The 24,090-nt window shown below is 36.2% G+C and carries 23 protein-coding genes and 1 pseudogene; 9 read left to right on the forward strand and 15 right to left on the reverse strand.

Annotated features, from left to right (window positions below; genetic code table 11):
• Nucleotides 1-254 precede the first annotated feature (254 nt).
• Complete coding sequence (locus AB1279_RS20190) at nt 255-1,244, reverse strand: ABC transporter permease (protein WP_429761509.1); 990 nt, start codon at nt 1,242-1,244, stop codon at nt 255-257.
• A 2-nt stretch (nt 1,245-1,246) separates the two neighbouring features.
• Nucleotides 1,247-2,143 (reverse strand): ABC transporter permease subunit, encoded by an 897-nt coding sequence (locus tag AB1279_RS20195; protein WP_429760648.1) that lies wholly within the window; start codon nt 2,141-2,143, stop codon nt 1,247-1,249.
• Nucleotides 2,144-2,390: 247 nt separating this feature from the next.
• On the opposite strand from AB1279_RS20195, the gene AB1279_RS20200 reads away from it, so the two are divergent.
• Nucleotides 2,391-3,524, forward strand: coding sequence for an LCP family protein (locus AB1279_RS20200; RefSeq protein WP_429760649.1), 1,134 nt, complete (start codon nt 2,391-2,393; stop codon nt 3,522-3,524).
• A 168-nt stretch (nt 3,525-3,692) separates the two neighbouring features.
• On the opposite strand, the gene AB1279_RS20205 is transcribed toward AB1279_RS20200, so the two are convergent.
• From AB1279_RS20205 to cdr, 9 genes are all read right to left on the reverse strand, one after another.
• Nucleotides 3,693-4,472 (reverse strand): sulfite exporter TauE/SafE family protein, encoded by a 780-nt coding sequence (locus AB1279_RS20205; protein WP_429760651.1) that lies wholly within the window; start codon nt 4,470-4,472, stop codon nt 3,693-3,695.
• A 111-nt stretch (nt 4,473-4,583) separates the two neighbouring features.
• The gene (locus tag AB1279_RS20210) at nt 4,584-5,063 is read right to left on the reverse strand and encodes a DsrE/DsrF/DrsH-like family protein (RefSeq protein ID WP_098308181.1); all 480 of its coding nucleotides are present in this window, start codon (nt 5,061-5,063) and stop codon (nt 4,584-4,586) included.
• 108 nt (nt 5,064-5,171) lie between these two features.
• Nucleotides 5,172-5,468, reverse strand: coding sequence for a rhodanese-like domain-containing protein (locus tag AB1279_RS20215; RefSeq protein ID WP_429760652.1), 297 nt, complete (start codon nt 5,466-5,468; stop codon nt 5,172-5,174).
• A gap of 16 nt (nt 5,469-5,484) precedes the next feature.
• Nucleotides 5,485-5,853 carry a rhodanese-like domain-containing protein gene (locus AB1279_RS20220; RefSeq protein WP_429760654.1) on the reverse strand — a complete coding sequence of 123 codons (369 nt, stop codon included), beginning with the start codon at nt 5,851-5,853 and terminating at the stop codon, nt 5,485-5,487.
• A gap of 21 nt (nt 5,854-5,874) precedes the next feature.
• Nucleotides 5,875-6,102: a sulfurtransferase TusA family protein gene (locus tag AB1279_RS20225; RefSeq protein WP_429760656.1), complete on the reverse strand. Its 228-nt coding sequence runs from the start codon at nt 6,100-6,102 to the stop codon at nt 5,875-5,877.
• A 69-nt stretch (nt 6,103-6,171) separates the two neighbouring features.
• The gene (locus AB1279_RS20230) at nt 6,172-7,302 is read right to left on the reverse strand and encodes an MBL fold metallo-hydrolase (RefSeq protein WP_429760657.1); all 1,131 of its coding nucleotides are present in this window, start codon (nt 7,300-7,302) and stop codon (nt 6,172-6,174) included.
• Between the two features lie 48 nt (nt 7,303-7,350).
• A complete protein-coding gene (locus tag AB1279_RS20235; protein WP_429760658.1) occupies nt 7,351-7,920 on the reverse strand; it encodes a sulfurtransferase TusA family protein in 570 nt (189 codons plus the stop codon).
• A gap of 86 nt (nt 7,921-8,006) precedes the next feature.
• Nucleotides 8,007-8,270 (reverse strand): metal-sensitive transcriptional regulator, encoded by a 264-nt coding sequence (locus AB1279_RS20240; protein ID WP_154712724.1) that lies wholly within the window; start codon nt 8,268-8,270, stop codon nt 8,007-8,009.
• Nucleotides 8,271-8,500: 230 nt separating this feature from the next.
• Nucleotides 8,501-10,168 (reverse strand): CoA-disulfide reductase, encoded by a 1,668-nt coding sequence (cdr, locus tag AB1279_RS20245; protein ID WP_429760659.1) that lies wholly within the window; start codon nt 10,166-10,168, stop codon nt 8,501-8,503.
• A gap of 250 nt (nt 10,169-10,418) precedes the next feature.
• Between cdr and AB1279_RS20250 the strand changes: the two genes are divergently transcribed.
• From AB1279_RS20250 to AB1279_RS20285, 8 genes are all read left to right on the forward strand, one after another.
• On the forward strand, nt 10,419-12,635 hold the full coding sequence (locus AB1279_RS20250; protein ID WP_429761510.1) for an MMPL family transporter: 2,217 nt from the start codon (nt 10,419-10,421) through the stop codon (nt 12,633-12,635).
• A gap of 395 nt (nt 12,636-13,030) precedes the next feature.
• Entirely contained in the window at nt 13,031-14,425 is a 1,395-nt protein-coding gene (locus tag AB1279_RS20255) for a sensor histidine kinase (RefSeq protein ID WP_429760661.1), read from the forward strand.
• A 157-nt stretch (nt 14,426-14,582) separates the two neighbouring features.
• Nucleotides 14,583-15,656, forward strand: a complete 1,074-nt coding sequence (locus AB1279_RS20260; protein ID WP_429761511.1) for an ABC transporter permease — start codon at nt 14,583-14,585, stop codon at nt 15,654-15,656.
• Nucleotides 15,656-16,369 carry an ABC transporter ATP-binding protein gene (locus AB1279_RS20265; RefSeq protein ID WP_336483299.1) on the forward strand — a complete coding sequence of 238 codons (714 nt, stop codon included), beginning with the start codon at nt 15,656-15,658 and terminating at the stop codon, nt 16,367-16,369. The genes AB1279_RS20260 and AB1279_RS20265 overlap by 1 nt, the downstream gene beginning before the upstream one ends.
• Before the next feature lie 226 nt (nt 16,370-16,595).
• A complete protein-coding gene (locus AB1279_RS20270; RefSeq protein ID WP_377885164.1) occupies nt 16,596-16,964 on the forward strand; it encodes an HsmA family protein in 369 nt (122 codons plus the stop codon).
• A gap of 74 nt (nt 16,965-17,038) precedes the next feature.
• Complete coding sequence (locus AB1279_RS20275) at nt 17,039-17,437, forward strand: DUF2871 domain-containing protein (protein WP_429760662.1); 399 nt, start codon at nt 17,039-17,041, stop codon at nt 17,435-17,437.
• Nucleotides 17,438-17,450: 13 nt separating this feature from the next.
• Complete coding sequence (locus tag AB1279_RS20280) at nt 17,451-17,945, forward strand: CcdC family protein (RefSeq protein WP_429752071.1); 495 nt, start codon at nt 17,451-17,453, stop codon at nt 17,943-17,945.
• A gap of 403 nt (nt 17,946-18,348) precedes the next feature.
• Complete coding sequence (locus AB1279_RS20285; protein WP_429760664.1) at nt 18,349-19,551, forward strand: macrolide family glycosyltransferase; 1,203 nt, start codon at nt 18,349-18,351, stop codon at nt 19,549-19,551.
• Nucleotides 19,552-19,610: 59 nt separating this feature from the next.
• On the opposite strand, the pseudogene AB1279_RS20290 reads toward AB1279_RS20285, so the two are convergent.
• The 4 genes and pseudogenes from AB1279_RS20290 to AB1279_RS20305 form a co-directional block, all read right to left on the reverse strand.
• Nucleotides 19,611-19,763: pseudogene (locus AB1279_RS20290) on the reverse strand (stage V sporulation protein R); the annotation flags it as partial.
• A gap of 111 nt (nt 19,764-19,874) precedes the next feature.
• Nucleotides 19,875-20,963, reverse strand: a complete 1,089-nt coding sequence (locus tag AB1279_RS20295) for a GerAB/ArcD/ProY family transporter (protein WP_429761512.1) — start codon at nt 20,961-20,963, stop codon at nt 19,875-19,877.
• Nucleotides 20,964-20,990: 27 nt separating this feature from the next.
• Nucleotides 20,991-22,181 (reverse strand): Ger(x)C family spore germination protein, encoded by a 1,191-nt coding sequence (locus AB1279_RS20300; protein WP_429760665.1) that lies wholly within the window; start codon nt 22,179-22,181, stop codon nt 20,991-20,993.
• Complete coding sequence (locus AB1279_RS20305; RefSeq protein WP_429760666.1) at nt 22,178-23,773, reverse strand: spore germination protein; 1,596 nt, start codon at nt 23,771-23,773, stop codon at nt 22,178-22,180. Before AB1279_RS20305 ends, AB1279_RS20300 begins: the two co-directional genes overlap by 4 nt.
• Between the last annotated feature and the right edge of the window lie 317 nt (nt 23,774-24,090).

Consider the following 24,090-nt stretch of genomic DNA (forward strand, 5'->3'; position numbering starts at 1 on the left):
TTAGAAGGTAACTCATGCACCAGAAAACAGAACATACGTTTCGTTTCATTCCAATCATATTAGTTATCAACAATTTATTCAAATTTCAAGTAACTTACGTGGTATCGAATCCAGAGGTGGGAGTCTTACTGCCCTAAAGTAGCGGGATAAACTCACGAATAGCGAGAAAACATGCAAAAGCAGCTGGATTCATCCAGCTGCTTATTTTTCACTTTCTACAAATGGTCTTCCTCATTAACAACACAGTACTGCGTTTACATCGTATGCTTAAACGCAAACAACTCTTCTGTTGCTATAGGTTGTTTCTCTTCCCTTTTCTCCTGTTTTGTACTCTCTCCTAGCTTTGCCTTCATTGCTGCATCCTGTATACATTTTACAATTATATTTCCTGAAAAAATGGTTAATCCAAAACATGTAATAGGTACAAGTGGAATCCACGGATGAACTGTTAAAGACCGAAAATAGAATCCAATTAACCCCGACCATTCATGAGTATATGAATCCACTCCCTCATAAAAAATAACAGTTCCTCCAAAGAATAACCCTAATAAACCGAGATGTAGCAAAATAATAAGTATTTGCACGAATTGCTGCATAAATACAATGACAAAGGTTGAATACAAGTGCGGAAAAACATGTTTCATAATAATGTGCCGTTTACTGCCTCCTAAAATTCTAGCAGCATCAATAAATTCTTCTGTTAATAACTTACGAATTTCATTGGCAATGTATAAAGAAATTGTCGGAACCGCCAGCGCCGTTAATAAAATAATTTCAAATGAAGCTCGTTCAAAAAAGGTAGAAGTTTCCTCGCCATTGTTAAATGGAAGCGCATAACGTAGTAAAAAATCCACAATCATAATCATTGGAATGATTGTAAAACTATCAAAAAAAGCCTCTATTTTTGTAAATCCTCGCTTTATGTATGTTCCAAGAAAAACACCGAAACAAATGCCAAATGCAATGCGTAATAGCGCAATAAGTACAGATACACCGATTGTCCACTTCGCACCTTCGATGACTAAATTTAATAAATCAAATCCTTCGCGATTTGTTCCAAGCCAAAACTGAAATGAAGGCGGAAATGGAGGTACTTCAGGTGTTCCGTCTTTACTAAACTGAATGGATACTCTTCTAATATGCCCATCATTAAAAAGGGTGTTTCCAACGCTTAATAGAACGAATATAACAATAAATGACACACTCATCCAAAACCGTTTATCACGCTTTATATATTGCCACATCATTATAGCCTCTCTTTCATTGCATTTGGAACGAGATAATGAAACAATTTAAAAATAATAAAAATAGGTATATAAAGAAGCAATAAGCTCACTGTAAAAACAGGAATACCTGCTGCAAAATTAACACCTGTGGCTTCCCTTACAAATACAAACATGCCATACGTATTAAACAGCCATTCAATAATGTACAAATTTGATAGCATAAACCAAATATTTGTTTTTGCAAAAAAGAGCGTGCTTAATAATACATTACGTAATACATGATGATTTAAAATATGGAGCTTATTTAATCCTTTTGCCTTTGCAAACAGTACATAATCTTTTTCAAGCTCTGTTTCAAAACGCAGTAATAATAATTTTACAAACAGAATCGTTGTCGGTACACTTAAACAAATGATTGGTAATCCTCGAATAGATTTCTCTCCTATCCCCGAAATATTTACAGCTAAAATACCTGTTTGTTTAAAAATCCAGATGACGAAAATTTGCGAGCCAATGATGAGAAGAATATCCGGAATAGATTCAAGAAAGAGTAAAAATGATTTGATTTTTTCTTGAACACTCGTACTGCTGCGTAAAATAATATAAACAATTAGAAAAGCGATCAAAAGTGAAATAAAAAAAGAAGCTAAAAAGATAATCATCGTTTCTTTATAATGGACAAATAATTGAGGAAATAGCGGTCTTGGCTGCGGATCTTTACTAATTGGTAAGTACGTCATCGAGGACATATGTAACAAATTATTACACACCATTTTTACCGTCTCTATATATTTATGAAAATCTATTTTTAAACCTTGAAATAAACCAGGCAACGCTCCTAAGCAAATAATTCCGATAATCGATAAAGCGAACTGCACAATTACTTCCGAACTATGTATGAAAACCTTCTTTACCATACCCATGCTCCCATCCTTTTTCTACCATTTTATATACAGTTTTTGTAATTGTAAATATTTTCCGTAAATTAATATTTTAAAGTCATCGGCTCCAAAATATCTAAATAACTACTTTTTGGACAGATTTTTTTTATAAAAAATAGACCGAAAATTCGTAAATTGTAATGTTCTTTTTTATAACAAAGAATTATAATTAATTGATGTAAGCGTTACACTAGCTTCAATTATTGATAAGGGAGTATATCAAATGGATCAACAACCAAATTTGCGTGAACATAGGCATAAAAAAAGCTATAGAGGTTTTAAAATTGCAGCACTTGTTCTTGTATTATTTTTAGTTAGCGGGGGAGGCTACACTTGGTTTTTAGTGAATAAGGCATCTTCTGCTGTGCGAAATGCTTCTCATGATCTAGAACGCGGTGATAAATCCAAATTACGTGAACAGGCTGTCAAACCTATTTCTAATAACGTATCTGTTTTAATTATGGGGATTGATGAAAATCAAGGACGCGAAAAAGAGTACGCTGGCTCATTTCATACAGATGCGCTGCTACTCGCAACTTTTAATAAAGATAGTAAAACAGTAAAACTAGTAAGTATTCCACGTGATACATACTCGTATCTTCCAATAGAAAAGAAAAAAGATAAAATTGCACATGCATATGCATTTGGTTCTGTGAAAAATGGAAAAGATGGTGGCCCTCAAGCTACTATTGATGCAGTAGAAAAACTATTTAATGTTCCTGTCGATTATTTTGTAAAATTTAACTTTAAATCTTTCATTAAAGTTGTCGATGATTTAGGGGGAATCGATATGGATGTACCCGTTACATTTACAGAACAAGATAGTAACGATACAGCTGGTGCCATACATCTTGAGAAAGGATACCAGCATCTAAACGGAGAACAAGCTCTCGCCTTAGCAAGAACACGCAAAATCGATAGCGATGCTATGCGCGGTCAACGTCAACAGCTTGTTATTGAAGCTACTGTGAAAAAATTAGCGAGTGCTGGTTCCATAACAAAAGTAGGAAAAATCATTGATGATATTAATGGGGATTTTAAAACAAACTTCTCATTTGATGACATGTTATCATTCTACAAATATGGTATAGGTTCTTCCATTACAAAAGAACAACTAGCCGGCGAAGACTGCTATATGTCAGAGGATAAAATCTGTAAACCTACTTATGCTCCGAAACATACGTATTACTACATGCCTGATAAAAAAAGTATAACAGACATAACAAAACAACTCCGGGATCATCTTGGACTTCCTGCTGATACAAAGCGTGTAGAACAAGAAGAATCAGAAGATAATCAAAAATCATCATCCAAGAGTAAAACAAGCAAATCAACCAAATCAACCAATGACAATTAATGTGAGAGATAAGTCCTATGAAAATAGGGCTTATTTTTTTATAAACAAAAAAAGCCGCTAATCTCTTAGCGGCTCTTCCTCGTACTTCGCATACACCATCTTGCGATTTTATCCTGCATTAACAGGCAGTAAAACCCCCACCTCAAGGTTCAGAGAAAAGCGAAGAAATTACAACAACATATCCATCCAAATTTTAACCGATGTTGCGACAATTAATATCGCTAATATCCACTGTAATATTTTTTGATTCGTTTTTTTACCGACACTCGCTCCGATAGGCGATGCAAGTAAACTTGCAATGGCAATGATAATAGATGGAAATACAACCACTTGTCCCGTAGAAATTTTTCCAACCATAATACCTATAGATGAAATAAACGTAATCGCTAATGACGTTGCGATTGTCATACGTGTAGGCAATTTCAGGATAACAAGCATAATAGGTACTAGAAGAAAAGCTCCTCCTGCTCCAACAATCCCTGAAGCAGAGCCTACAATAAAAGCTAAAACACTAGCTAACCATTTATTATACGTAAGTTCCTCTAAAGGAAGATCATCACGATTCTTTTTCGGTACAAACATCATAATGGCTGCAATTGTAGCTAAAATCGCATACACAATATTTACTTGATTCTCATCTAATACCTTTGAACCGAGACTCCCTATAAAACTTCCTACTAAAATACTCGTTCCCATATATAACACTAATGTTTTATTTATATAACCACTTTTACGATACGCCCATACACCTGCAAAAGTCGCAAAAAACACTTGTACAGCTGTAATTCCACTTACTTCGTGCGCCGTATACCCAGCAAATCCTAATAACGCAGGAATATACAAAATCATGGGATAGTTAATAATGGCACCGCCAATGCCGACCATTCCTGAAATAAATGAACCGATAAATCCAATGATAAAGAGCACAACGATAAATCCAAGACTCATGTTCATTCTTCCCCCTTTTGAAAAGAAGGTATCCTATTCATAGAATACCCTAATCAATTTCTTTATTTCGATACGTACAACTACCCATTAAAGATTTAAAAGGGGTTGAATTTAAATAAATAAGTTCACATTTCCTTCAGATGCATCCGCTAAATATGCTGCTACTCCTGCAAATTCGACATCTTCCATAATTTCTTCTTCTTTTAGTCCTAATAAATCCACTGTCATTTGACAAGCGACTAGTTTTATCCCTTGTTCTTTCGCCATATCAATTAAATCTGGCAACGGCATTGCATTATGTTTTTTCATGACATGCTTAATCATTTTCGGCCCCATACCTGCAAAATTCATTTTCGATAACCCCATCTTATCTGCACCGCGGGGCATCATCTTTCCAAACATTTTCTCTAAGAAATTTTTCTTTGCTTTTATCGGCTCATCTTTACGAAGCGCATTCAATCCCCAAAATGTATGGAAGATGGTTACTTCTTGATCATACGCTGCAGCACCATTTGCGATAATATACGCTGCCATCGCTTTATCGTAATCTCCGCTAAACAAAACAATGGTTGTTTTTTTCTTTTGTTCCATATTGAATCCTCCCGTCACTACATATACCCGTATAGGTAATTGAAAAATCCGTACAAAGTCCTTTCACAACTGAAAGGACTTTCTATCTTCTGTTCATCTATTTCATCACTACTCTGTTTTCCCTTCCCAAACCAACATACCACCATTCATATTAATAACTTGGAAACCATGACTTTCTAAAAATTGAACTGCTCGTGAACTTCTACCGCCAGAGCGGCATACAATCACGTACTCTTTATTTTTATCTAATTCATGCATACGAAACTCTAATAAGCCAAGTGGAATATGAAGCACTCCTGGAATTTTCCCCTCCGCAACTTCTTCTACTTCACGTACATCAATAACGCTTACTACTTCATTACCCATAAGTTTATTTTCTAATTCTTTAGCACTAATTTCTCTCATCTTTCATATATCCTCCTTAACTCCAAGTGTTCATGCCACCTGAAACATTTTTAATATGTTGGAATCCCATTTTCTTTAATACTTTTGTTGCTTGTTTACTTCTCATTCCACTCTGGCAAATTACGACCACTTCTTTATTTTTATCTAAGCTATTTGCTTTTTGTACTAACTCATTTAGTGGAATGTTACGAAAACCTTGAATATGATTGCCTCTAAATTCCCCTGGTGTACGTACATCAATCAATTGCTTATTCTTTTTCATAATCTCATCTTTTAGTTCTTTTCCACTTATATTTTTTACTCCCTTAACAGGTAAAAAACGAGAAACAATAAACCAAGCAATAAGTGTAATAAAAACGATGTTCAATACTGCATTCGTACTCATCCAACATGCCCTCCAAATTTCTTATGCCTTTTTAATCCAGAACTTTAAAACTCCGTCTTCTTCAACATGTTGTAACACTTCATGTCCACCTGTTTGTGACCATGCTGGAATATCTTTTATAGCACCTTTATCTGTTAAATGAACCTCTAGCACCTCTCCAGATTGCAAGGCCTCCATCGCTTTTTTTGTTCTGACGATTGACATTGGGCATGCTAATCCTTTTGCATCTAATACTTGTTTTACATTCATTTTATATACCTCCAGTGGTATGTTTTATTGTAAATTTGTTTCCTAATAGAAGATAATTAGAATCTCATGTTATTCATGTACTGCACAGCGATTTGGTCCTATTTCCATTTCACGCTGTTTTTCTTCATTTGGATTGATTTTCCCCATATTCGTTTGACGAATTTCTTGATATGCATTCGGCTGTGGTGGTAAGTTTTCTGTAACTGTTTTACGAAACTCTGCCTCATCCTCAATATTTAATCCTGCATTCTGTACAAATAAATCTTTCAATTTTGCGCTAACTACGCCTTGTTCATCCATTTCACTCACTTTAGAATAATGAGCTGGTAAAACAACTAACTCTTGAGATAGTTCTTTGTAACGTTTATATAAAGTAGTACGTAAATCACTTACCCAGTCTTCTGCCTTACCCGCAAGATCTGGGCGACCGATGGAATCTACAAATAAAATATCACCTGATAGAAGATAAGAATCATCTACGATAAATGACGTACTTCCAATTGTATGACCTGGTGAATAAATTGCTTGAATGTCAATTTTTGTTGTTCCAACTGTAATGACAGTTCCTTCTACAAGCGGCTCATAAGAAAATACGACCTCTTCTGCATCTTTTGGTGGTAACCAATACGTACCATTTACCTTCTCAGCTAACTTACGACCGCCAGAAATATGATCGGCATGTAAATGTGTATCTAAAACATTCGTAATTACAACACCTTGTTCTTTCGCAAAATTTTCATAAGCTTCGATTGTGCGTACAGAATCAATCACTGCCGCTTCACCATTCGAAACAACCATATATGATAAACAGCCTTTTCCGACGCGGTTGAATTGATACATGCTGCCGCCATCTTTTAAATTACCTACTTTAATTGGTTTAACATACTCACTCCAAGCTTTCATACCACCAACTAAATAATAGACATTCTCTATGCCAGCTTCTACGAGTTGTTCAGCAACAAACATAGAAGATCCTTCTTTCGCACATACAACAAGAATATCTTGATTTTTTGGCAATTCAGCCAAAATACCGTCTACACCTTCTAATAGATCAAAGTATGGCTTATTAATAGATGCTACTTGCTTTCCTTCGATTTTCCAATCCACATAATCGGCTTCATTACGAACATCTAAAATAAACAGCTCTTCAAACAACACTTTCTCAGCAACATCTTTCGCTTGTAATCCTATAACACCCATTACCTTACCCCCTATGGTATATTTTCATTTAAAAAAATAAAAAACTCTTTATTCCTGCTCCAAAGTACCTTGCCACTGCGACATACCAGGAACTACATTTTTCACATTCAAGAAACCTTGTTTTTCTAATAACTGACATGCTAGATCACTGCGTCTGCCTGTGCGGCAAATGACATAAATCAGTTTTGTTTTATCAAGTTCACTCCATCTTTCGTATAAATCGCCAAACGCAATTGAGACAGCAGATGGCACATGACCAAAAGCAAATTCAGCTGGTTCCCGTACATCTAATACAATATAGTCTTCTTGAGATGCTAATTTATTTTGTAGTTCTTCATTGGTCATTGTATGAGGATATTGAATGGCTTCCTTCATTTCCTCTTGACGTGCTTTTCGTAAATAATGCTTCAAAACACCGTTCTCGTCTTTCGTACCGAGATATTGATGTCCTACATTTTTCGCCCAAGCTTGAATATCAGCTACTGAGCCTTTATCTGTCGCTTCCACTTCAATGACTTGCCCTGCTTCTAGTGTGTCCATTGCTTTCTTCGTCCGAACAATTGGCATCGGGCATGCTAAACCTTTACAATCCAAAGTAGTATTAACTTTTATACTCATGTTTCATCCTCCTGAAACTATTATCATACATATACCTGTATGGGTATATTGAAATCGTTTTTAAAATCTGTCAATGAATTGACAGATTATCTACTTTTCACAAGTAGTTGTACAGCCTCTTTTATTACATCTTCATTAGACGTATCACCTTTTTCAAACTGCTCGCGAAGGCATTTTTCTAAGTTCGTTCCGACAATTAATCCAATCGTACGATCCATCGCAGAGCGTGATGCAGTCAATTGTGTAATTACTTCCTTACAATCTTTTCCCTCTTCCATCATGCGAAGCACACCGCGAATTTGTCCTTCAATTCGCTTCAAACGATTTTTCATATCTTGGCTATATTCCAATGTATAAGCACCTCCATACTTTCATTTGTTTTATATTAAAGTAAAGTGTTTATTTAACCTTATACACGTATATTATACCCTGCAGGGTATTTTGTAAACCCCTCTTTTTTATTTTTTTTGTGATAAAGTGAAACTTCTATCAGTGGGGAGCTCTTCATCCCCCACTGATAGAAAGCTCTTATCAATCGGGCTTTTAGGGGCAGTTATCACTTATAATAAACAAGCTTAAGTTATTCATGTGCAACGCGGTTTGGTAAAACTGTCGCATATAGTTTAAAACCACCATCGACATTCTTTACTTCATACCCATTTTCCATTAAAATACGTGCTGCTACGTAACCTCTCATGCCAAGTTGACATGTAATATAAATTTCTTGATTTGTTGGAATTTCATGCAGTCGATCACGCAATTCATCCAATGGAATATTCACAGATCCTTTTATGATTCCTTGTTTTAATTCATGCGGTTCCCGTACATCAATTAAATACCCGCCTTTTTCAACGATATCATCAATTTCATGCCATTGCACTGTATCAACAAGTCCTTCAATCATATTGCTTGCTGCATATCCCACCATGTTTACAGGATCTTTAGCAGAAGAATACGGTGGGGCGTATGATAATTCTAAATCAGGTAAATCCATTACCTTCAATTTTGCTTTCATTGCCGTTGCAATGACATCGATTCGTTTGTCTACACCATCACGGCCTACAGCTTGTGCTCCGTAAATTTCTCCTGTTTCCTTATTAAAGATGAGCTTTAGTAAGATTGGATATGCATTTGGATAATACCCCGCATGGGAGTTTGCTTGTACGTGAACTACCTCATAGGGTATCTCTAAACGTTGTAATACTTTTTCATTTACTCCTGTTGAAGCCACTGTCATTTCAAATACTTTAGCAATGGATGTACCCATTGTTCCTTTATATATAGACTCTGCATGACCATGAACAATATCCGCTAATAGACGACCTTGGCGATTTGCCGGCCAAGCAAGTGGAATCATTGTTTCCGTTTCCGTAACAAAATCTTTTACTTCAATTGCATCTCCAATCGCATAAATAGATGGATCAGAAGTTTGCAGTGTTTCATTTACTTTAATTGTCCCTCGAACGCCTAGTTCCAGTCCTGCCTCTTTTGCCAAGCTGCTTTCAGGTTGCACACCGATAGAGAGAATAATCATATCTGTATGAATTTTTGTACCGCTTTTCAGACGAATAACTGCTCCATCTTCTTCGAATGCTTCTACCCCATCTTCTAAAATGAGCTGAACGCCATGCTTTGTCATATGTTCATGCACGTATGCTGCCATTTCGTAATCAATCGGCGGCATTACTTGATTGTTCATTTCAACAAGTGTTACATCAATGCCTCTTTCTCTCAAGTTTTCAGCCATCTCAACACCGATGAATCCCCCGCCAATTACAGTCGCATGACGCGGTTTATTTTCATCAATATATCCTTTTATACGATCTGTATCAGGTACATTTCGTAATGTAAATAACGCTTTCGCTGCTTCAATGCCTGGAATTGGCGGTACCATCGGCTTAGAACCAGGTGAAAGAATTAAAACATCATAAGATTCTTCGTAAGTTTCATTTGTAACTACATTTTTTACAACAATTGTTTTTTCTTCTTTATTAATTTTTATCACTTCACTTAAAATGCGAATATCTAAATTAAAACGCTTTGACATTTTCTCAACTGTTTGTACTAATAGTTTTTGTCTTTCTTGAATGACTCCGCCAATATAATAGGGCAGTCCACAGTTTGCAAACGAAATATACTCTCCGCGCTCAAACATAATAATCTCATCATCTTCACTTAAACGACGAAGACGCGCTGCCACTGATGCTCCGCCAGCAACTCCGCCAACTAAAAGAATTTTTTTACTCATCCTTCTTTTCCTCCTTACATATATGGTTCAATCATTTTTACTTCCCAACCCTAAATACCCCTACAGGTATATAATAAACATAAAAAAACATGTAAGCAACATTTCGAGCTCCATATTTCCATTTGTTCACAAAACAGAAACAAAGTTAACAGCTAATTATCGACATAATTTTTGTAATATTCTGTTCATATTCCGTTCATATTTCTATTCTAAAATTTTCCTGAGACTAAAAAAGGAGGTTACATATGTGATGAATCGTCCTTTATCCAAACTTGCTCGCTTCATAAGTAGTCCAAAGGGTGCCAAAATCGTTTTAATTGCTTGGATTCTCGCTATTAGCGTTTTAAGTTTCATCGCACCATCAGCCAAAAAATACGCAACAAGCAGCGGTGAAGGAAGCATACATGAAGATACGCCGTCTGCTGTAGCGCAAAAGATAGTAGACGAACAATTTCCATCTAAAGATGGTGCCGTCGCCCTCCTTGTTTTTCATGGAAAAAACGCCATCACTGATGCCGAGCGCGCAAAAATTTCAGAAATTAGCAAGTGGCTTTCTTCAGATGATAAACCCAAAAATGTAGCAAGTGCCTTACCATTTCACCAACTCCCCAAAGCCACACAAGATAAAATGTTCTCCAAAGATAACACAACCATTCTTTTAAATGTTGCCCTGACAAAAGGTTTAGAATCAGATCAAATTTATGAGACATTAGATCAAATTCGAAACCATGTAAAACAAATGGATATTGGTGACTTAAAGCTTGAGATTACAGGTCCAGCTGGAATTGCAGCGGATACGATTACACTGTTCAAAAATGCTGACTTCGTATTAATGTTTGCAACAATCGGATTAATTCTCATTATATTAATCATCATTTATCGCTCCCCATTGCTCGCTGTCATTCCATTAATCATTGCCGGTATCGTATATGAAGTAGTCGATCGCATTTTAGGATTAGCAGGCCAAAATGGATGGTTCGTCGTTGAAAAACAAGCTCTTTCCATTATGATGATTCTGCTCTTTGCAGTTTTAACAGATTATTGTTTGTTCATTTTAGCCCGTTATAGAGAAGAGTTAAAAAAGAGGAGTTCAAAATACGAGGCTATGCAAGTCGCATTAACGCAAGTAATAGAACCTATTTTATTCAGCGGCGGAACAGTGCTGGTTGCGATGCTTACATTGTTCTTTGCTGTTTTTAATGCATATCATAACTTTGCCCCAGTATTTTCAGTTGCCATGGTGTTCATTCTTCTTGGAGGCATCACACTCATTCCCGCTCTATTTGCACTAGTAGGTCGAAAAGCATTTTGGCCTTTCATTCCAAAAGTAGCCGAAAAAGAAGAAAAGTTAAGCGGCTTCTGGACAAATGTAGGCACTCTTGTAAAGAAAAAGCCTTCCATCACAGCAGGTATACTTTTAATTATGCTAATCCTTGCCTCAATTAATGTCGGATCCATGAAATATTCATTTAACTTAATGAAGTCATTTCCAAATGACACTTCATCGCGGCAAGGTTTTGAAATTTTAGAGGAAAACTTTCCACCAGGACAATTGGCACCTGTGACTGTCATTTTAAAATCAGACAAAGAAATTGTACTGGATCAATCCTTCCTTGATAAATTAGCTTCATTATCAAACGCAATGAAAAAACTAGATGGGATAAATACCGTCACACCGGAAATCACTTCCGCATTAACGGCACCCAATGCTAACTTACCAAAAAATTTCTTATCAGAAGAAAAACATGCCCTCAGACTGCAATTGACTTTACAAGACAATCCTTACGACAAAGTAGCTTTAAATACAATAAGTACGCTCCAGGGCAATAGTAAGGACTTGTTAACGAAAAGCGGCTTCGATTCAGAACAATATTCATTGCATTATGGTGGGCAGACAGCACAGCAACTAGATGTGCAATCTTTAAATGAAAAAGATACAATCGTGACGTTCTCACTCATTTCAATTTTCATTTTCATTATGCTTGCATTCCAATCAAGATCTATCATTATAGCATTAACAATGATGATAACAATGTTACTTTCCTATGCGGCAACCCTAGGGCTGGGATGGATGATCTTTCATTATATTTTAGGTTACGACTCGATTAGCTATCGTCTGCCGGTCTACACCTTTGTGTTTCTTATTGCACTAGGAGTCGATTATAATATTATGCTTGTATCCCGAATCAAGGAAGAGGCGCAAAAATATGAATGGAAAGAAGCTGTGGCACGCGGGGTTGCTTTAACAGGAGGCGTCATTTCATCAGCTGGTATTATACTTGCAGCTACATTCGGTGTGCTCATTACGCAACCGCTGCAGGAACTCTTTCTGTTCGGTTTGACGATGACAATGGGAATTTTGATTGATACATTCCTTGTTCGCGGTATGTTGCTCCCTTCAATTCTAATTTTTTTCAAACCAAACCGTTCTAAGCAAATTTCTTCAATTCCAACAGATTTGAAATAACCTAATGGTTCATCATTTAAATAAAATGAAACTTCCATCAGTGGGGGTTTTCTTCCCCCCCCCACTGATGGTTAGTTGAACCAATCGGGCTTTTACTGGCAGTTATCCCCCACCTATCTTCTTCCCTTTTCTCTCACTCTTGAGGTGGTGGTCTTACTGCCCGTTAATGCGGGATAAAATGAAAAGTGTGCTATCAGATTTGTTGACAGCACACTTTTCGCTTTATTCGCAATTGTAATAACGTGTTCATCTTCTGTTCATAAACATTTCTTATTCTACAAACGTAGAACTCCGTCAGTTTTTTCTTCCTCCCCACTTCTCTGTTTATTTCTCAAAATTTTAAGGTGGAAGTCTTACTGTCCAAAATTAGAAAAATGAATTAGAGGTGAAATACTATGCGATCATTATATTCACGATTTGTCATTATATCGATTTTTATTATGTTAATTAGTAGTGTTGTAGCATTTTTACTTACAAATGTATATTATCATGTGTACTTAAAACCATATAACAGTGAGAAAATTTTAAAGTATGCAGAAGAAGTAAAATATTTATATGAAAAAAGTACAGAACAAAATAAAGATGATTATTTACAATCTATTTCTAGCCTCGGCTTTGAAATTTACTTAGTAGACGATAAAAAGCAAGGTAAGCGGTACGGTGATGATTTCAAGAAAATGAATATTAGCGCAGGGACGATTGAACATGTATTAAACGGAAATATATACAATGGGATTTTAACATATCCTAATCGTTTATTTGCGACCGGCTTTTTTGACAATACACTTTCGAATAGTATAGGAATTCCTGTTGAAAATAACGGTAAAGTATATGCGCTATTTATTCGCCCGGATATTCAACAGAAATTTGGAGAATTACGTATTTTCTATGCTGTCTTATTAGGATTAACTATTATAATCAGCCTCATTTGTATCGCGATAGCTACCCGCTTTGTCGTTCGCCCTATTCAAAGATTTACAGGCGCGACAAAAGAAATTGCAAGTGGTAACTATGATTTAGCACTGCCAGAAAATCGGCGCGATGAGATTGGAACACTTGCAACTAGCTTTCGGAAAATGGCCAAAAGATTACGAAATTCAGAGCAGATGCGACAAGAATTTGTTTCGAATGTTTCGCATGAATTTCAGTCACCATTATCATCTATTCAAGGATTCTCCAAAACATTACAAACAAATGATTTAACGAAATCTGAGCAAACATATTACTTAGAAATCATTGAATCAGAAAGCAGGCGCATGTCCAGTTTATGTAAACAATTATTAATGCTAGCATCGCTTGATAAAGAAGATCTTACCTTACTTAAGCAACCTGTTGATTTAGGGAAACAAATAAAAGATATTATTTTTATGCTTGAGTGGGAATGGCGAACAAAAGAACTTGCAGTTGAAATGGATGTTCCTAGCATACAAATTTACGGAGATGAAAACTTGCTTCATCAAGTATGGACCAACTTGTTTACCAATAGCATTAAATTTACAGAAAGCGGCGGAACGATTTCATTTGAAGTAGAAGAACTGGAAACAGAATGGCGTATTTCCATTACTGATATAGGTATTGGTATACCGGAGAATGAAATAAAAAAAATATTTGATCGTTTTCATAAAGTCGATACTGCCCGAAACAGAAATGTAAACGGAAGCGGATTAGGTCTTTCTATTGTAAAAAAAGTCGTTGATCTTCATGGCGGAGCAATAACGGTTGATAGTGAGCTTGGAAAAGGCACTACCTTCTCTATTTATCTTCCAAAAAAAGAAGAAGAGTCTATCTAAAGGATAGGCTCTTCTTTTTTGAGACTATCACGTTTAAAGACGGCTACGTTTTACGCGCACTTTCCTGTTCGGAAAATCTGTAATCTTTTGTTCATATTCCGTTCATATTTCCTCTTTATGATAAGAGCATAGAACGAAACAAGGAGGAATGGACGTAATGTTTTTAGCACTTAAAGAATTAAAACAATCAAAATTACGATACGGATTAATCGGTACAATTATGATACTTTTATCATTTCTTGTACTTACCATATCAGGTTTAGCAAATGGTTTATCTCATGATAATGCCTCTTCCATTATCGAAATGAAAGCAGACAAGTTTGTCGTATCAAGTGATGCCGAGGGTAAATTATTACGCTCTCAAATTAAGAAAGACGACGTAGATAAAGTATTAGCACAAGTTAATGAAAAAGATGCGGTTCCAATGCATCTTAAAATGACGACATTTGAAAAAGAAGGAAGTTCAAAGAAAGTTGACGCTACTATTTTTTCAAGTAAACAAGATTCATTCATTGCCCCAAAAGTGATTGAAGGGAAAAACAGTGCTTTAGCAGACGATGAAATCGTTGCTGATGAATCCATCAAAGAAAAAGGTATAAAGCTTGGAGATAAGTTAGTAGATCCTATTTCTAAGAAAACTTTCAAAGTTGTCGGTTTTACAGAAAATCAAATGTTCAGCCATACACCAGTTGTTCATATGAATGAAAATGTATGGAGCAGCATTGCAATGCCAAATGAAAAAGATTACAGTATCATCGCTCTAAATACTGATAAAAAAATTGATAATGCAGATCATGTAAAAATTGTTGATAAAAAAGAAGTATTGCAAGGTATTCCAGGTTATAAAGAAGAACAAGGAACATTAACGATGATTATTGCGTTCTTACTTGTAATTTCAGCATTATTAATCGGTGTTTTCTTCTATGTTATTACATTACAAAAAACACACCAATTAGGCGTATTAAAAGCAATCGGTACAAAAAACTCATATTTAGCAGGTAATTTAGTTGTACAATCTATGTTCTTATCTGGTGTTGCTCTTGTAATCGGCATTGGCTTAATCCTTGCAGTGGAAACTATTTTACCAGCCGGCATGCCATTCTTATTAACAACAACAACAATCGCGCAATATTCAGGTATCTTTATCTTAATTAGTATATTCGGTACACTAATTTCTCTATATCAAGTATTGAAAGTAGATGCACTAGAAGCAATCGGAGGTGGAATGTAATGGTAACAGAAGTGAAATGGGATAACCCAGCGTCATTATTAAAGCTTGAACAAGTAAGTAAAGTATATGGCGAAGGAGATACAGAAGTAACTGCCCTGCATCCAATTACATTAGATGTAAAAGAGGGCGAATTTATCGGTATTGTTGGTCCATCAGGTTCAGGAAAAAGTACATTGCTTTCCATTGCAGGTGCACTTCTCTCTCCTTCAAAAGGAAACATTTATATTTCTAACCAAAACGTAACGAATTTATCAGAAAAAGAGATGACAAGTATTCGTTTAGAAAAAATTGGATTCATATTCCAATTCGCAAATCTTGTACCTTTCTTATCGGTTAAAGAACAACTCTTATATATCGCTAAGTTAAAGGGGGAAAATAAAAAAGAAGCTGACAAGTTTGCAACTGAATTACTGAAAACATTTGGATTATCGCATCGAATGAATCATTATCCAAATCAACTTTCAGGCGGTGAAAAACAACGTGTAGCCATTGCTCGTGCTTTTATGAATAATCCAGACTTAATTTTAGCCGATGAACCTACTGCTAGTCTTGATTCAAAACGTGCTAGAGAAGTAGTTGAATTAATGAAGCATGAAGTTAAGAAAAAGAAAAAAGCAGCAATTATGATTACACATGATGAAAAAATGCTTGATGTATGTGATCGAATTTTAACACTTCGAGATGGAAAATTACTAAAAAGCAACGAAATTTAAAAGCAAATGTTAAATTAGAAAAACTTTCTTATCCCCTTATTTGACTAGGGAATAAGAAAGTTTTCTTTCATTTAAAATACACCTTCACTTTTTATTTACATCATAATACAATTCTAATATAATGATTAAGCAAATTTTTATGTAATATTGCGTTCATATTCTATTCATAATTCTCATGTAACATGCTTTATATAAAGCAAATGATTCTTAGGAAGGAATGATGAACGTGTTAGCATCTGCTATTACATGTATTACAGCTGCACTCATTTTTTATACAATCGGAGTATGGAGTGAAAAATTTCAAAAGACATTAAAACCTTGGCATGTTATTATTTTTTGGCTTGGATTAGTATGTGATACGCTCGGAACTACATTAATGGAGAAAATGGCTTCAGCAGGATCTCTCCTCAGCTTTCACGGAATAACAGGCTTATCAGCAATTTTACTTATGCTATTCCATGCTGTTTGGGCAACTGTTGTGTTAATAAGAAAAGATAGAAAAATGATGACAACATTCCATACACTAAGCGTTATCGTATGGTTCATTTGGTTAATCCCATATATTTCTGGCCTCATATACGGAATGACAAGGTAGCTTTCAAACATGGTTTTTAAATATGGCTCTATTCCCAAAAATAAACATTGCTAATACTACCTTAGGAGGTTATTATGAAAAAGTTATATAATGCATCTTTTGCCTATTTAATTATCGGTTTATTTTCCGGTGTATTTGCAAGAGAATTTGCAAAAGCGCAGGGAATTCAAGGCACTACTCTGCTGAACCTTTTGCACACGCATATGTTAGTTCTTGGATTTTTATTCTTTTTAATTGCCTTTGCATTATCAAAATCCTTTGCATTCCATGAAGTAAAAGGTTTTAACGCGTGGTTCATCATTTATAATATAGGACTGATTTCAACAGTTGGTTCATTGGCGGCCCGCGGACTTCTTCAAATAAATGGAACTGATTTTAAAGGATTAAGCCATATAGCAGGAACGTCTCACACTATCATTGGCATCGCTCTAGTTTGGTTTATGATTTTATTAAAAAAATCATACAAAGGATAAAAGGAGGTAAATTATGAATTTAAATATAAACTTCCCTGTCATAATGAGTATTGTTGCTCTTTGTATGGCTATTGGAATGATGATTATTCGCTTAAAATCAGCAAAGAAACCTGTATCATTAAAAAAAATTATACTCCCACCGATTTTTATGAGTACGGGAGCATGCATGTACATCTTACCAGAATTTCGATTAACAACATCAGAAATTTGGGAAGCAGTTATCGTTGGTTTATTTTTCTCTATTTTTCTTATTAAAACATCAAAATTTGAAATACGCGGAAAAGATATCTATTTGATACCTTCTAAAGCATTTATTTTTATTTTAGTCGGGTTACTTGCTGTCCGCATCGGTATGAAAGAATATTTAAGTCAATCAATTGATTTAGGACAATTAAGCGGTATGTTCTTCTTACTTGCTTTTGCGATGATCGTATCTTGGAGAGTTGGAATGTATCGTGCATTTACGAAACTGCAAAAGGAAATGAATTCTGTAGAAAGCAGTCTTTAATTAAAATAACGTGAGCCTGGTATTGTACCGAGCTCACGTTATTTATTTTTTATAGTGTTTGGCTTCCCTAGCGAACTTTACACACACTTCCGATGTGAAAAACCATTACTTTATTAGTTTTTACATAACAAGAACACCCAAAAGCTACGAGCTTAGATTAGCAGTTGTTAAAAGAATAACCGATTTGCATTTCGTGGATTGTATAGAAAAGAAAGAAACAACGTTTAAAGTAAAAAATGAAGTAATTAGTTATGAAAAATTTATTTTTTAGCATACGTTAGGTCACATAGAGGACACACAACTAGTATATTCTGATACTAGTAATTGAGTTGAACAATGATGAACGACAGTGATCCGTACTATTACACAATTTAGAGAACATTTTACCTAAGGAGTGATTATAATGGCACGTGTTTTATTTATTAATGGTGGATCAGAAGGACATATCAATCCAACAATTGGTGTTGTACAAGAGCTTATTGAACGCGGAGAAGAGGTAGTGTACTTCACAACAGAAGCTTTTCGGGAGCGTATCGAGAAAACAGGAGCTACTGTACGAACATTTGATGACCAAAAATTTATAAAAGCCTTTATCTCAGGTGGAAGAAATTATTTATCCGAAAGAATCAACGGTCTTTTACATACGTCGGATATCATTATACCTAGCGTTCTTGAACAGATTCAGGGAGAACATTTTGATTATATCATTCACGATTCTATGTTTGGTTGCGGACGTTTACTTTCCCAAATTCTAAAGCTCCCTGCAATTAATTCGTATACATCTTTTGCTCAGACTGAAATGTCATTTGAAAGAATGTTAGAACATCTTTCGCAAAATATCCCAACAGAAGTTGCTAAAGAGATAAACAATGATTTTCAAAACCTAACAACAAAAATTAAAGAAAAATATGATGTTGAAATCAATTCTCCTTATGAAGTTTTTTGTAACCCTGCACCACTTACAATCGTTTATACAACTAGAGAATTTCAACCTTCTGGAGAAACATTTGACGAAACATACAAATTTGTAGGTCCATCCATCTCTTCACGATTAACGCAAGAAAACTTCGACCTTACTACAATCAAGGGAAAAAGCCCAATTTATATTTCACTGGGTACTGTCTTTAATCAAGCAATTGATTTCTATAAGCTTTGTTTTAAGGCATTTGGGAACACTAATCATACCGTTATCATGTCTATTGGGAAAAAGGTTCAAATATCTGATTTAGGGGATATTCCTAAAAACTTCATTGTAAAAAATTATGTTCCACAAACCGAAGTGCTAAAACACTCTAAATTATTTATCACACATGGTGGAATGAACAGTACCCATGAAGGTCTCTATTACGAGGTTCCGCTAATTGTAATCCCACAAAGCGCGGATCAGCCTTTTGTTGCTCAAAGAGTTGCTAATATCGGAGCAGGTATCAATTTAAGCATGCACAGTCTGAGCGCTGACCAACTCCGTGAAACTGCGGACCAAGTATTACACAATCCATCTTTCCTAGAGGCTGTTGGCAACATTAGTAAATCCTTTCAAAAATCGGGCGGGTATCACCAAGCTGTTGATGAGATTTTTGAATTTAAAAGTAAATATGATATCTAAATATAAATAGCTCTCTTTTACATTGCCAACAAAAAAAGCCGCTGGTCCCCCAGCGGCTCTTACACATACTTCCGATGCACCATCTTCCCATCGTAAGAAAATACAACACTCTTATTCTCCACAATCGACTCCATATGCACCGTTCTTCTCCATAATTGATAAATTTACGGCAATACCTTCTCTAAATATTTTAAATCTAGTTCAATTCCTTCCTAGATTTATCATCAACCTTTTTGCTAATCAATTTCAAAAAACGCGTTTTATTTTCGTATAAAAATTAAGTACCCTTTCACCATTACATTTAATCAAGCTTCCAATTGGATCTATGCATATTTTCTTCGGATCTTGCCAACCACCAACAACAGCAAGGGAATCCCTAACTCATAGACTGGAAATGCAATTGGAATCACGAAAAACATGTAATAATAATAGGTAAATATATGGATATTTTTAATCGACACAGCCATGATAAACGAAATAGGAGCAAGAAACCAAGCCACTTTTCGCCAATCCTTCAGGTGAAACATTTGTGCTGTTCCATAACAAGCAAGAAACATATATAACGCCAGTTTAACAAATATACTAAAAAACCAAATAATAACAATCAGAATATCCACATTTTGAATGAATTCCATGACGGATATAAATCGGCTCAAATCGTAAACTGGATACAAAAACCTTGAAGGCAAATTCGGACCGAATGTTAAAATCACCGCTAATGTTCCGATCGTTATCATGAAAACGGCCAGTCCTACTCCCCACATCGCCCGTGATGACGCTTGGTCTGGTTTGTCCATAAAGAAGACAAACATTGTCATCATGACAGACTCCCCAAAAAAAGCGGCTACAGGCTGATAGGAACCTTTAAGGATTGGAAGCCATCCAGAATCATGATAAATGGGTAGCATATTATGCCAATTCATATTGCCAAGATTCAAAATGATTACAAACGTTATCATTAAAAGCACCATGGGCCCAACGATTTCACTTAAGCGTCCAATGCCTTCCACCCCCCCCTGGTAAATGATAAAAATAACCAGTAACATGGCAGTAAAGACAATGACCCACAAAGGTGTATTATGAAACAAGGCGGTAATAATGAAATCACCAAATTCACGGACGGTTATCCCATTAATCCAGTACCATGTAAGTAAATAGGGAATCACCATCAGCTTTCCTAGCCATTTACCGAGAATAGTTTGACTAAATTCAATCATAGTTTGATTCGGGTAAAGCGAGCCGAGTTTGGTTGCTAGAAAAGTAAGAGCAATCCCAGCAAGCCCCGCAATCACTATCGAAATCCATGCATCTTGTTTGGCAGTACGGACCGTCGATGGGATGATCAGAAGAAGTGTTTGCCCCACTTCTAATGTGAACATCATCCAAAAGATTTGCGTGCCGGAGATTTTCATTGAATTTCTCACAATCCATATACCTCCTTATTTTTTTATTTCATTTTTCTTTAACTGCAACGATGGTCCGGTCAGACCTACTCGCCGAATGGTCAGATTTGCATGGACAGAGACCTCTACTTTTCGAAACTGTTTGTCCCAATTCTTCTTTAGTCCTTTCCATTGGGATGGATATTTTTGATGAATGGCTTCTCCCAAGCCAAAGATATCGGTTCCGTATTGTTTTTGAACCTTTTTGATGGTTTGGAGAGCTTGTTTTTCGGCCTTTTTTTCCAATACATGTTCTAAAAGAGTAAGATTTTTAGGCTGCGTAAGATCTAAATTCGTATTATTCTCTCGAATGACTCCTTCACCAGAAAGAAGAATGTCATACTTGATGGTGTTCCCTCGAATAATGGGTATGATTTTTCTGCCAATTTTCGTCATATATAAACTGGCACTACCATTTTCTTTTGGGACAGTTGCAGTAATATTCTGTTTACTTAAACGATTAACAAGCCAAAGAGTGGTTAGCCATTCCTGTATATTTATATATCCTACCAATTTAAGGTCTTTGTTAAATACAGCACCACCCACAATTTGAAATCCTTTGAATTCGGTTTTATCTTGTTTTTTAGAAATATGGGTCAGTTTAATCACGGGCAAGATTGGGGTAATTCCGTCACTCGTACCGGCAATAAGAAAATTTAATAAAGACGTATCTCCCAATTCCTCTATTTGCATATGTTCTTTAAGTGCCCCAAGTGCCGGGATAGCTTCTAAAGGTTTGGATGCTTCCAGAAACTGTTCTGCAGTACTCCCCTTTACTACTAATGCATCTGCTCGTAATCGAATATCAGGATCGCGACTATAGACATCTAAAACAGGAGCGAGACCGTGTCTAGCCAATTGTTCACCAATCAATATCACACGCTGGTGCCCTCGAAAGATTTCTCTTGACAATTTTGTTTGTATCATTTGTCCAGCTTCAATTGTGTCTTTTCCAGTTCCCGTTTCAATAAAAACCGATTTTCCTGCAGCACTTCTTCCACTCTGTCCCATTCCCATTTTTGAAGGGATGATAAATTGAGCGCTAATTTTAACCTTGTTATTCTTTGCTTGATCAAGTCCCCAGCCTAATTCTATTGCCAGGTCATTTAACTCCGTACGATCCCAACAGCCCGTCAAGAAAAATAAAGAAACGACTAGTATCGTACAAAGTGTCTTGTGCAGGATCATTCTGTCTCCCCTCCTCGTTTCGAACCTGGTTGTTGTCCATCTGGAAAACGCATTTTCTCCTCTCCAGATACCATTATGGGGCGGTGGGTCATGTTCCACCGAGGCGTTCGGATCAAAACGTCCTTCAAATCACGAGGAGTCTGAGGAGCAACTGGGCTTAGATAAGGAATACCAAAAGAACGAATGTTGGTTAGATGAATCATAATCGCAATGGTGCTTATAGCAACGCCATACAGCCCAAGCATCCCCGCCAATAGCAGCATCGGGAAGCGCAGCATCCGATAAGCTGTTCCCAAGTTGTAGCGTGGAAAAGCAAACGACGCAATACCGGTTGTAGCTACAACAATAACCAAGGGTGCCGAGATAATGCCCGCTTGTACGGCAGCTTGTCCGATGACAAGTGCTCCCACGATACTGACTGCTGATCCAATGGGTTTTGGCAACCGAACACCCGCTTCTCTCAAACCCTCAAATAAAAATTCCATCATCAGCGCTTCTACGACAGCCGGGAATGGAATGCCTTCTCGCGCCGCTGCAATACTAATAAGTAAATTTGTCGGGATCAATTTCGGGTGAAAGGTTGTAATAGCAACATAAAGAGAAGGAAGGAATAATGACATATTGATTAATACAAAACGTATCCATCGAATAAAGGTTGTGTAGATGGATCGTTCATAATAGTCCTCCGCTGCTTGCAGACCTGTCCAGAATGTCATTGGAACAATCAGAACGAAAGGTGTGTTATCCACTAAAATGGCGACTTTCCCTTCTAATAGGCTTGCACACACTGCATCCGGTCGTTCGGTATTCTGGATTTGCGGAAAAGGAGAAAAAGGTTGATCCTCGATAAACTCTTCAATGAAGGCTGACTCCAACACCCCATCAATTTGAATTCGCTGAACCCTTTGTCGAACTTCCTCCAAAACCGAATTTGGAGCAATCCCCTCAATATAGGCAATCACCACATCTGTCTGTGATAATTCCCCAATCAAAAAGGGTTCCATTTTTAGCCTTGGGCTCCGAATTCTTCGGCGAAGAAGGCTCGTATTGACTCTTAGCGTTTCCGTGAACCCGTCCCGAGGGCCACGAACAGAGATTTCGGCAGCAGGCTCTTCAATACTACGTTTTTCAAACCCTTTTAAATCAGCAACTAGGGCTTGATTCTCTCCATCTGTTAGAACGACGATATTAGCTTTCATTACTCCCTCTATAACCTCACGAACCTTTGAAACCGTCTTTACTTGGGATACAGCAATAAGCCGATCTTGAATGATTTCCCCTATTGAGTCCACACTCTTTAATCCATTAGGCATACCTTCGTACATCATTGGTTTCAAAACAACCTGGTCTACTATTTTTGTATCCATTAATCCATCTATATAAACAAGAAGCATTTTGGTTTGACTATTTACGAAAATTGGACGAAAAACAATATCGGAACAATTTTCAAAAACTTGCTTCAAAACCTCTTCATTCGCAGATATATTCTGTTCGAGTTCACAATCTTGAACATTTGGTAGCAGTATGTCGGTACTCTCAAGTTCCTGAATATCTTTTTTTAATCGCTTTATCTTACGAAGTTTTTTCATCATACTACCCCATTTATAATATGGTTTATGTTTTTTATAAAAAATAGATTTTTTATACTTGGACCTTAGTGTTAATGATTCCTTGACAGCAAAGTTTTACAAACCTTCCCGCCAAATAGTTTTTGAATAAATAATGATTTTTGGAAGATAAAATCACTTGTCTGAAAAATTCCAACAGGAAAATACACCCTCGACATCCTTCTTAAAATCTCCCTCAACAGGAAAATTATTCAATTATTTCTGTAAGTTAGTTAATCTAAAACGGGGTGATCCATAACGTAACTTTCGAATCATGCTTGGTCAAATTGATACGAATAACC

Origin of the sequence: Bacillus sp. S14(2024) (assembly GCF_050473785.1) — a bacterium.
Lineage (GTDB): Bacteria > Bacillota > Bacilli > Bacillales > Bacillaceae_G > Bacillus_A > Bacillus_A yunxiaonensis.